This window comes from uncultured Chryseobacterium sp. (assembly GCF_913776365.1).
In the GTDB taxonomy this organism is placed as follows: Bacteria; Bacteroidota; Bacteroidia; order Flavobacteriales; family Weeksellaceae; genus Chryseobacterium.
Genome location: NZ_CAJYMO010000252.1, coordinates 1 through 10635 on the forward strand (window position 1 = coordinate 1; position 10635 = coordinate 10635).

Below are 10635 nucleotides of genomic sequence, written 5' to 3' on the forward strand. Positions count from 1 at the left end.
TATATCATCTGTTTTTCATAGTTTTGCAGCGGATTTATCTTTAACCTGAATATATTAATCATGAGAAAAATTTTACTCCTGTTGCTTATTTTGCCTTTCTTAATCCCCGCGCAGAGCATTCCGAACATGGATACTTCATTTGCGGGTTTCGGCAGGGTTACCCTTTCCGTATGGAATAATAATTTTGCTTACTGCACAGCAGTACAACCTGATAAAAAAATCCTTGTCGGCGGTTCTATACAACAGAACACACCGACAACGAACCAGTCTTATGTGATCGCAAGATACAATGAAAACGGGACGTTGGATAGTACATTCGGCATCAATGGCCTCCTTTATAGCAACACCGGTAATTATAGTACCATTTATGACATCAAAATCCTGTCTGACGGCAAGATACTGATGGCCGGCAGCTGGGATGGCAATGCATTCATAGGGCAACTTTTGACGGACGGATCATTTGACTCAGGTTTCGGGAACAATGGCATAAAGGTATTTTCCGGAGGTCATATCAGAGACATTGAAGTATTGCCGGATGGAAGTATTGTAGGTTACGGACAGAAAAATACCGCATCAATTCTCGTGAAAGTAAGCGCAGACGGACAGGCCGATTCTTCTTTCGGAAACAGTGGTATGGTATCCACAACTTTTGGCTATCCCTCAACCGTTAATAATGCAATGATCCGCCAGACGGACGGAAAATTGGTCATTACCGGAGCAGTTGTTCCCAATTCAAGCTATCCTCAGAACAATCAGGCATTCATCGCCCGGTATACGGCTGCCGGAATTCCTGATCCTGCATTCGGTACAAACGGACTCATACTATACAATACTAATGCAAACGTAGGCCGGGATATTGCCCAGACAGCAAATGGCAAAATACTGGTTCTTGCTGAAAAGCCTAATGCTGCCGTTACCAATATCGGGACAACTTCACACTTCTTCCTGCTTCAGTTTAATACTGACGGGACTCCGGATACAACTTTCAATAATCTGGGATATGTAGGGTTCGGCCCGACTTACTGTTCCTCATTAAAAGTTGATCCGCAAAATAAGATTTATATCGGGTCCTCAAGTTTTAATTCCACGTCATACTATGATTTCAAACAGATCATCCGGCTGAATGCTGACGGAAGCAGAGATTCAACGTTTGGCAGCAATGGGGTTTATGTTTCCAACACCCGGGTGTATTCATCAGAATATGCTTACGGCACCAATAACATGAATTTTACACCGGATGGAAAGCTGGTTATAGGAAGCTATGTAAATGCACCCGGATTTTTAATCACCATTATGCGTCTTAATGTTTTATCAAACAGTTTATCAGCTTCTGAAACCTTTGCAAATTCCCAGGCTATTTCAGTTTATCCGAATCCGGTGAAAGATGCAATCCATGTTCAATCCAGAGACAACATTTTATCCCTGGAACTGACAGACTTTTCCGGACGTATCGTTTCAAAAAGCATCCATGCAACAAAGATGGATCTCGTTTCGATTTCTGCGGGAACTTATATGCTGAAAGTAAAGACGGCAAAAAAAGAAGAGACATTTAAGATTATTAAAAAATAAAACTGTTCTGACCTTTTCTTTAATAAACGAAGCCGCTGAATCAGCGGCTTCGGCAATTATAATAAAGAGCGTTTTACTTTGCTCTCAGTTTTTCTTTAATGGCTTCAATATTCTTTTTTGCAGAATCTTCAAGAATCAGGCTGGCGCTCATATGGATTCTGGCAGGCATCAGTTCATTGAAGTGATCGGTCCCTTCCCAGGAAACTTTCTTGATCAGTGACAATGCATCTTCGCTGCGGGAGGCAAGTGTGGCCAGGAACTTTTCCAGGCGCATATCCATTTCGGCAATGGTTCCGGAGACGGAATGGTAGATGTTGTGCTGCTCCGCCCATTCTGCCGACCTGAAATCAGCATCAATGGCCATGGCTGAGAATTGGGACTTCCCGATTTTCCTTTCCACATAGGGCCCGATCACAAAAGGCCCGATTCCCAGATTGATTTCAGTAAGTGCCAGGGCTGCATCCTTTGTTGCGAAACAGTAGTCGGCTCCGCAGGCAATGCCTACCCCGCCGCCGGTTGTTTTTCCCTGCACCCTCACCACAACGATTTTACCGCAGTTTCTCATGGCATTCAGAACTTTGGCAAAACCGCCGAAGAAGTGTTTGGATTTTTCCAATTCTTCAATTTCCAGCAGCTCATCGAAGCTGGCTCCGGCACAGAAAGCTTTTTCGCCTTCGCTTTTCAGCAGGATTGCTTTCACTTCAGGTTTTGCACCTTCTTCCAGGATGGCGGCTGCCAGTTTCTCCAGAATGGCTCCGGGAAGGGAGTTGCTCTTCGGAGTTCCGAAAGTGATTTCGGCGATATTGTTCTTCAGTTCTGATACTACGAATTCGTTCATTTTTTAATTTAATTGGATTACACAAAAGTACTAAATAGAGGGCGTTCCCTGAAAATAAATGTGCAGGTTCTGATGAAAAGCCGCATGTGCAGGCCATAGACCCGTAAAAATACGCAATCCGGTATTTGGTATATTCTACGCTACCGCAGCATTTCGCATTTCCCTTACTTTGAATGATCAACAGATTTATTTTTTTAACAGAACGGCGGTATCCGAAAAGCCTTCAGAGTAGGAAAGAACATTGTATATCAGATTTATGATCAGAGGCATCAGGCAATCACAAATCAAATTCATCTGCCGGAAGGTTAAAAACGCTGAACCGGATCAGGCGGTACATGAAATTCCGGAAAACAGTTGAAATTTCCGGCAGACGGTCCCCCTTCAATTCCCTGAACTGCTGAAACCGGAAAAGCAACTGATACGAAATACTGTACCGGTGCCATGCTCCGGACTACGGTCTGCAGGCCACAAAGAAAATCGTGCGTATCAATAAATCACCTCTTTACTAATAACCGGTAAACATTGGTACTGCAGATGCATCGCAAGATTCTAATAACATAAGTATGATGAAATCCCCTGGAAAAGCTCAGGGGATTTATTTTTATACCATAAAGCTATCCTTGCATGATCATTTTATCAATTGGCCACCGCTTTTGCTGCCGGTTGCCAGCAGCATCATTTCCGTTAGCAGAAGAATAAAATGATTTCCTGTATACCTTATGTTCTTTAACGATAGCTGCAATATAAGATCTTCATTCTATGCCATGTAAAGTGAATTAAAATATTAATAATATGTTAATTAAATTTTATTCAATCTGACCTCCATAAATACTTGAATAAATAATCAACTAACAATCAATTATTTAAAATTAAAATCAACCTATACAGCACCTTTATTTGAATTTTTAATCACATACAGTAGAAATACTTAATTTTATATTTTTTGAAGTCAGCCCTTGCGGATTATAAATATTTGCCGTTACTTTGAAGTGTCAAAAAAACACTAATGTGTGATTTATTTTGATAGGTGAAAGGCCATAAGAAGCAGTGAGTAAATTTGGATTTTATCCGTATTAATAAATGACCAATCTATATATGAGATATCAAAAATATAGAATTTATCTTTCTCTAGGTTTGTTACGAAGGCCCTGATGATGTCTGGCCATACGGATTCATTAATGATTCCTGTTGTAGGTTATGACAGCCACTGATATCCGATAAAAAAAGGCTTCCCGGAACGACGGGTCCTGCAAGGAGTAAAAATAATACTGCCCAGGCATCCGGAAAAGCATCGTACACCATAATATATCCCTTACCCGCTCGAAATAATTTAACCTAAATATTTTAACATTATGAGAAAAACAACTCTATTTTTTATCTGGAGCCTGCTCATTTCAGGTTTCGCATCTGCACAAACAAGCACCGAACAGTTTGAAACCGAATCTGTAGGCAGTACCAGTTTTACGGATAACGGTGTTATTTTTAACATCCTATCTACTGTGGCAAATTATGATATTTACGTTTTGCCCGGAGGCGGATGGAATGGAACAGCAGTAGATAACCGTTTTATAGACAATACCGGAACAGCAACCTCTCAGTATGCAAATTCATCCATGTCTATAAAGACTACTTCAAACCTGTTTAAAACCAACAGGTTCTGGGTATATCTGACTAATGCGTTCGGTGCCCTGGTAAATACAGGGACCATTACCATTACGGGAAGGCTTTCCGGAGTGACAAAGTTTACCCAGACTAAAACGACAGGCTTTGCTACTTCACTGGGAACAACAAACGGGTTCACCCTGGTTGATATGACGAATCTTAATGGTCAGAACTATTCTAACATCGTTATTGATCAACTTACGATCACCTTGGGAGGAGATTTCCGATATATGTCTTTTGATGCCTTTACCTGGGTGAAAGACAGCGGAATCGTTCTTTCTTCAAGTGATGTAAAAGTTTCAAAGAAAGAGAACGGCATCTACCCGAATCCAACCAGCGGACCGATCAGCATTAAAGCTGCCCATAGCGGTAAGTATGAGGTGTACAGTCCGGCGGGACAGCTGGTGAAAACCATTGAAGCACAGAAGGGCATTACCGAAGCAGATCTTTCGGAACTTCCCAAAGGCGTGTATACTGTAAAATCAGCTTCAGAAGTTCATAAAATTATTAAAAAGTAAAAGGTCCCGGCAGCGTTAAAAAATTCTCAGACAAATACCCGTACTGAGATTGCCGGTGAATCATAAGATTCTGATTGCATAAATGTGATGTCAATCCCCTGAAAACACTCAGGGGATTTATTTTTTCAGGGCCAGAATGTATTTATCGATATACAGCTGCTTTTCTTTTGATTTGTACTGCTGGATGTATCTCGGATGTTCCAGTACCGTCATTTGCCCGAACAGATGAGCCTCGCTGTTGATTTTTGCCAGGAAATCGGCATTCTTTTTACCCATGATGAAAATTTCGGAAGTCTCCAGATTCAGGCTGAGATGCTTTTTTAAGGACTCGATCATAAAATCCTTGACATCATTGAAAAGGGCTTTATCATCGTAATAGTTGGCATTCACCCAACCGCTTTTTGATTTCCGGACGATGGCCAGCGGAAAAGGGGAATTGATATAAACATCACTGTAAAATGCTTCGGCTCCGCCATATTCCGCAATCATATCATACACGAAAACGGACGAAACTTCGTGGGTATATGCTGAAGTCATCTTAATTCCGCAAATGCTTTCCAGCCTTTTGGTATCGGTAAAAGGAACTCCGGTAACCCCTGAGCCGTGGCGGCTGGGATTGATGCCCAAAAGAAACTTACGCCGTATGGAATTGTTGTAATATTTGCGGTAAAACTGTTGCATGACATCCAGTGTTTCCGGATTATCCAGATATGGATTCAACACCATGAAATCATCGGGAAGTTTTCCGCTGTAGTGGAGATTTTTATTGAATTCGATAACCTGCTCTGCAAAAGTTCCTTTCATATCCGAGTTTAACATTTAAAAGATCGATGTTTTCTTTTATTGTTTCTATTCAGTTCTCAAATGTCTGTATCTTGATCAAAATATGCTTCTTCTTTTAATCCTTCGATAAAAGTTTTAAAGTCTTTTGCCAGGAATGTCTTTCTATAGTCCGCTTCCTGATCCACATGCACGACTTCCGGCTCGCCACTTTTTCCGCACCTGGAATAATCCAGCAGGATCATGTCGTGTCCTGCAGAAGGACAGTCACAGACATAAATTCCATCATCCGGATAGCCCCATTCTTCAATCATGAAACGGCTGCCAAGCTCTCCGCAAAGTGCATACGTTTTTTCCCTTCCGATTCCCATGATCCCGGTAATGGCAATATGATCGTCTGCCCATGAAGTGCTTTCAGCCGTAGAAAAGCAACTCCTTTCTACCAATCCGCCATTTCGGATACGCATCAGCTCAATATAGGAAGCCGGCAGCTTATATCCCAGTTCCTGCTCTACCGAAAGAATGGTTTCATCATCCGGGAAAGGTTCAATATAATCCCTTTCCGAATAACTGCTTTCATTCCAGAAACCGGTAAAATCAAAGTCTTTGAAAAATTGTTGTTCCATAAATTAGCATTAAAAAAGGAGCCTTTCTAAAAAGACTCCTTATAAATTTATGAATTTTATTTTGCATTACACCAGTCCGAACTGCCCGAAGTGGTGGGCAAAATGTTTCTTGTGCATCAGTTCCCACATTTCCTTGTTCAGTTTTCTGAATACGAAATTCATATGTTCGGCCTGCGGATTTTCTTTGTAACAGACGGTAAAGATGGTTTTGCGGTCTCCAGTGTTTGCGTATTATCCAGATACTGATTTATCACCATGAATTATCTGGAAGCTTTCTGCTGTAGTGAAAAATTTTTATTGAATGCGATCACCTGCTCTCCAAACTTTTTATACAACGAGATAATAAAAATACTTGAGTTTAAGCATAACATCATGCATAGTAATCATTTTAAAAGTAATTTATTCCTGAATCCTATTTACAGAATCAGTCCTCCATCTTTGTATCGATGAACTCATAATTTCCAGAAACCTGCTTTATGGACATATGATCTTCTTTAAATTTTATATGTGTATTATCCAGAACTTCGTAGGTGTAAACATCCGTTTTTCCATCTACTTTGTGCAGTTCATAAAATTTACCATTTTCTACCCACCATTGACCTTTCTCCGTATATGTTGTTGCTTCTCCATTTTCTACAGCAACAAACAGCAGCAAAAATTTACCATCATCGAAGCGGTGCATGATCCAGCTTTTGTGCATTCCTGCTATCTGTTGATCATCTTCTTCTCCACTCCAGCTTCCGACCAATTTCGGATCTATCCGGTTTTTCTTGGCATCAGACTTCTGCCCGAAGCACAATGCTGAGAAAATCAATAAAGTAATTCCTAGAATTTTTTTCATTTTGTTTATTTAAAAAATATTAATACGTTCATTTCACTATTTACCGGAATTCCGACAGAGGTTGCCGTTTTCCATTTCGATTTTTTCACGAATTTTTTAAGCTTTTCCATAAAGTATCCTGAAAACTGATAATTCCGGTCATCCTGAAAAGTAATTTCAACTTCAGGCTCAGAAATACTTCCGTCCCTGTAGAGAATAAAACCGGCTTCCATGTGCGAGTAGTAATCTTTTTCTTTCCGGTAAACAAAATCTTCGGGATATTCGGTCTCCTGCCAGAAATCTTCTGCTACCAGTTTTAAGGCTTCGTTGTAATCATTCGACTTCAGGTATCTGGAATTCATATCGCATTCCTCAAAGGGAAAAATTCTGTTTTTGTTTTTATTCACATAGATAATTTCAGCCTTTTTCCGCAGGGAATCAATAAATACAGCTCCATATCTTTTAGCGATTTCCTTATTCATTTCACGGGCATAGCAATTCTGCTTTGAAGAAGGAACCATACAATAATATCCAGATTTTTTGGTTTTGATGGCATATCTGCTCAGTAAAGAATCCATTTCGGCATCGCTTCTGTACATTTCCACCATTCCAAAAATATGGGTATATGAAAGCTGATTGTTTTTAATGTCTTTCAAAGCATTTTTACTCTCAGCATCACAAAGTGAGTCCCAATATTTTTTTTCAACATCATCCATTGGTACAGAGATACCGGCGAGAGGCTCATATTCTGAACTTACGGGACTTTGTTTTGCATTACATGAAAATAATAAGACGGCGGGTATGAATAAACCAGTGAATAAACTTTTCATATTTTTCAAATCTATGATATATTAATGGAATGAAAAAATCCCTTACAACAAAAGTCGAAAGGGATTCTCATTTTTTATTTAAATCAATCCGAACTGCTCGAAGTGATGGGTAAAATGTTTCTTGTGCATCAGTTCCCACATTTCCTTGTTCAGTTTTCCGAATACGAAGTTCATGTGTTCGGCCTGCGGATTTTCTTTATAATAGATGGAAAATCTTTTCAGGTTATCCAGGAACGACTGTTTAGCGGCATCCAGGTTTTTGTGCTTCGGTTCCGGCAATGATCCATCGGCATCCAGGAATGGGGCCTGGAAATCTTTTGGCATCTTCCGGTGATTGTACAGAGAATCCTGCCATTTTTCCAGCTGTTCTTCAGGAGTGAAGCACCGATCGGCTTCCGGTTCGCCTAAACTTACCAACAATCCAAACTCCAAGTGCTCGATCATCTGCTGAGGAGACATTTTCCCCCATTGTGAAGGCGTTTTCTCCGTTAAGCCATTCAGGATTTTCTGAACATTTTTTACATTCAGGTCGATGAACGGTGATTGTTTGGCTACCAAAGTAAGAATCGTTGCTACACAAACCACTTCTTCTCTCTGGTTTACGACTTCCACAAGCCATTTCACCACGCCGGAAGGAATATTTCTTCCTTTTACGCCACGGTTAATTTTTTCTTTGGCCGTTAAATAAACGGTAATCGTATCTCCGGCATATACCGGTTTGAAGAACGAACAGTTTTCCAGCCCGTAGTTAGCAATCACCGGCCCTTTTTTTCCGGAAACGAACAACCCCGCCGCTGCGGAAAGAATGAAATACCCATGGGCAACTGTCTTGTCGAAAATAGTTCCCGTTAAACTTGTTGCATCAGTGTGCGCATAGAAATGATCCCATGAAACGTTGGAGAAATTCACGATATCGGCATCGGTTACCGTTCGTCCCGCGGTTTCCAGGGAATCCCCGATTTCCACTTCTTCAAAATACTTCCGGAACGGATGCTTGTCGGAATATTTCTTTTCGGCACCCTGCTGGTACACTTTGGTAATCGCGGTCAGGATATCCGGGGATCCCTGAATCGCGGTTTTCTGAAGGAAGAAATGAAGACCGTTCAGTCCGCCCATCTCCTCGCCTCCTCCGGCTCTTCCGGGACCGCCGTGCATCAATGTCGGAAGCGGTGAACCGTGACCGGTGCTTTCCTTGGCATTATCCCGGTTCAAAACAAAGATCCTTCCGTGCTGGGACGCCATTTTCCATGACGTTTCGGCCACAAACTGATCATCATACGAAATAATCGATCCAACCAGACTTCCTTTTCCCCTTTTTGCCAAAGCTGCCGCTTCTTCCGCATCTTTGTACGGCATCAAAGTAGAAACCGGTCCGAAAGCTTCAACGTCATGAGAGATATTCTTTTCAAAAGGCTTATCGTTAAAGAACAGTTTAGGACTCATGAATGCACCATTTTCGTAATCGGCATCCACCAGTTCGTGCTGTCCGTCGTAAATCAGTTCCGTTTCCGCTTTCAGTAAATTGACTTTTCTTAAAACTTCATCGTACTGCTGTCTGCCAACCAGGGATCCCATCTTCGTTTCCCGGCTCAACGGGTTTCCGATTTTGGTCTGGTCCAAAGCTTTTGATAAAGCCTGCTGCACATCGCCCACCAGGTTCTCAGGAACAATAATCCTTCTGATGGCCGTACATTTCTGCCCGGCTTTGGTGGTCATTTCGTTTCGGACTTCCTTGATGAACAAATCGAATTCCGGAGTGCCCGGCTTCGCTTCCAACCCTAAGATCGAACAGTTCAATGAATCCGCCTCCATATTGAAACGAACAGCATTGCCCGCCACCGACGGTAACGATTTTAATTTTCTTCCCGTGGTTGCCGAACCGGTAAACAGTACGGAATCCCCGTCCTGAACATAATCCAGGATATTTCCCGGTTCTCCGCAGACCAGCTGCACCGCTCCTTCAGGCAACAAACCGCTCTCGATCATATCCTGAAACACCGCATTGGTAAGATAAGACCCGAAAGGTGAAGGTTTCACGATAGAAGGAACACCGGCCAATAATGAAGTCGACAGTTTTTCCAGCATCCCCCAAACCGGGAAGTTATAGGCATTGATCTGCACGGAAACCCCTTCGCTCGGCGTTAAGATATGGGTTCCCAGGAAAGTTCCGTTGGCTGAAATCTTCTGTGTTTCCCCATCTACCCAGAACGGGGTGTTCGGAAGCATTCTCTTGGCCAGCCCGGAATAGGTAAAGAAAGTACCGAAACCGCCTTCGATATCTACCCACGAATCCACATGGGTAGCGCCCGTTTTGTAGGATAATTCGTAATATTTTTTCTTTCTTTCAAGAAGATAGAGCGCTACTTTTTTCAGCATTTCCCCACGGTCGTAGAACGTCATGGACGAAAGGTTTTTGTATCCAACGGTTCTTCCGTAATCCAGTGCCTGTTCAAAATTAAGCCCTTCTGTATCCGAAACGGCTACCTGCTCTCCTGTCACGGCATTAAATAAAGGAATTCCGGTTCCGGTTCCGTCGATCCATTCGCCGTGGATATAGTTCTTTAGTTTTTGCATACCATTTAATTTAACAATGTATCAATTTAACAGTTTACCAATAATTGTTACACTGATACATTTATAGATTGTTTCATTTTTACTTTTTCGGTTCCTGATAGGGAAATAGTTTCACCAGCCCTTCGTACAAACTTCTGTGCAGAATGGTGGCGTGGTTATCCGTTTCCATCATCTTATATTCTATTGTCCAGTTTTTCTTTCCCGTTTTTTTCAACACATCATACAGGTCTTCAGCATCTTTTACCATCACGGGATGTTCTCCTTTTCCGACGGAAATATAAATAAATTTCTTCGTATCCGGAATTTTAGCCAGCTGTTGGGTTGCCCCCTTCAAAAGGCTTTCATCATCCCACCATAAACTCGGGCTGATGATAAAATAATTATTGAACAGCTCCGGTTTTTTCAGTAAAATTTCTGT

General features: G+C 41.7%; 10 protein-coding genes. 2 read left to right on the forward strand and 8 right to left on the reverse strand.

What is annotated here, in order from left to right:
* Nucleotides 1-60: 60 nt before the first annotated feature.
* Nucleotides 61-1569: a T9SS type A sorting domain-containing protein gene (locus tag QZ735_RS12960; RefSeq protein WP_294249144.1), complete on the forward strand. Its 1509-nt coding sequence runs from the start codon at nt 61-63 to the stop codon at nt 1567-1569.
* 73 nt (nt 1570-1642) lie between these two features.
* Here QZ735_RS12960 and QZ735_RS12965 read toward each other — a convergent pair whose 3' ends face one another.
* Nucleotides 1643-2407: an enoyl-CoA hydratase/isomerase family protein gene (locus QZ735_RS12965; protein ID WP_294249146.1), complete on the reverse strand. Its 765-nt coding sequence runs from the start codon at nt 2405-2407 to the stop codon at nt 1643-1645.
* 1352 nt (nt 2408-3759) lie between these two features.
* On the opposite strand from QZ735_RS12965, the gene QZ735_RS12970 reads away from it, so the two are divergent.
* Entirely contained in the window at nt 3760-4587 is an 828-nt protein-coding gene (locus tag QZ735_RS12970) for a T9SS type A sorting domain-containing protein (RefSeq protein ID WP_294249148.1), read from the forward strand.
* Nucleotides 4588-4704: 117 nt separating this feature from the next.
* Here QZ735_RS12970 and QZ735_RS12975 read toward each other — a convergent pair whose 3' ends face one another.
* The 7 genes from QZ735_RS12975 to QZ735_RS13005 form a co-directional block, all read right to left on the reverse strand.
* The gene (locus QZ735_RS12975; RefSeq protein WP_294249161.1) at nt 4705-5391 is read right to left on the reverse strand and encodes an SMUG2 DNA glycosylase family protein; all 687 of its coding nucleotides are present in this window, start codon (nt 5389-5391) and stop codon (nt 4705-4707) included.
* Between the two features lie 56 nt (nt 5392-5447).
* Entirely contained in the window at nt 5448-5993 is a 546-nt protein-coding gene (locus QZ735_RS12980; protein ID WP_294249163.1) for an SMI1/KNR4 family protein, read from the reverse strand.
* A 66-nt stretch (nt 5994-6059) separates the two neighbouring features.
* Nucleotides 6060-6155 carry a DUF1569 domain-containing protein gene (locus tag QZ735_RS12985; protein WP_294249165.1) on the reverse strand — a complete coding sequence of 32 codons (96 nt, stop codon included), beginning with the start codon at nt 6153-6155 and terminating at the stop codon, nt 6060-6062.
* Nucleotides 6156-6417: 262 nt separating this feature from the next.
* Nucleotides 6418-6834: a hypothetical protein gene (locus QZ735_RS12990; RefSeq protein WP_294249167.1), complete on the reverse strand. Its 417-nt coding sequence runs from the start codon at nt 6832-6834 to the stop codon at nt 6418-6420.
* 5 nt (nt 6835-6839) lie between these two features.
* Nucleotides 6840-7469 carry a hypothetical protein gene (locus tag QZ735_RS12995; RefSeq protein ID WP_294249169.1) on the reverse strand — a complete coding sequence of 210 codons (630 nt, stop codon included), beginning with the start codon at nt 7467-7469 and terminating at the stop codon, nt 6840-6842.
* Between the two features lie 252 nt (nt 7470-7721).
* Nucleotides 7722-10217, reverse strand: coding sequence for a phenylacetic acid degradation bifunctional protein PaaZ (gene paaZ, locus QZ735_RS13000; RefSeq protein ID WP_294249171.1), 2496 nt, complete (start codon nt 10215-10217; stop codon nt 7722-7724).
* Nucleotides 10218-10296: 79 nt separating this feature from the next.
* Nucleotides 10297-10635, reverse strand: a 339-nt coding sequence (locus QZ735_RS13005) for an alpha/beta hydrolase (RefSeq protein ID WP_367117853.1), incomplete at its 5' end; no start/stop codon positions are given.

Bases quoted from the DNA above. Each gene is read 5' to 3' on its own strand.
- QZ735_RS12990 (WP_294249167.1), bottom strand. From the start codon at position 6,834: ATGAAAAAAATTCTAGGAATTACTTTATTGATTTTCTCAGCATTGTGC.
- QZ735_RS12965 (WP_294249146.1), bottom strand. From the start codon at position 2,407: ATGAACGAATTCGTAGTATCAGAACTGAAGAACAATATCGCCGAAATC.
- QZ735_RS12985 (WP_294249165.1), bottom strand. From the start codon at position 6,155: ATGAATTTCGTATTCAGAAAACTGAACAAGGAAATGTGGGAACTGATG.
- QZ735_RS12980 (WP_294249163.1), bottom strand. From the start codon at position 5,993: ATGGAACAACAATTTTTCAAAGACTTTGATTTTACCGGTTTCTGGAAT.
- QZ735_RS12960 (WP_294249144.1), top strand. From the start codon at position 61: ATGAGAAAAATTTTACTCCTGTTGCTTATTTTGCCTTTCTTAATCCCC.
- QZ735_RS12975 (WP_294249161.1), bottom strand. From the start codon at position 5,391: ATGAAAGGAACTTTTGCAGAGCAGGTTATCGAATTCAATAAAAATCTC.
- QZ735_RS12970 (WP_294249148.1), top strand. From the start codon at position 3,760: ATGAGAAAAACAACTCTATTTTTTATCTGGAGCCTGCTCATTTCAGGT.
- paaZ (WP_294249171.1), bottom strand. From the start codon at position 10,217: ATGCAAAAACTAAAGAACTATATCCACGGCGAATGGATCGACGGAACC.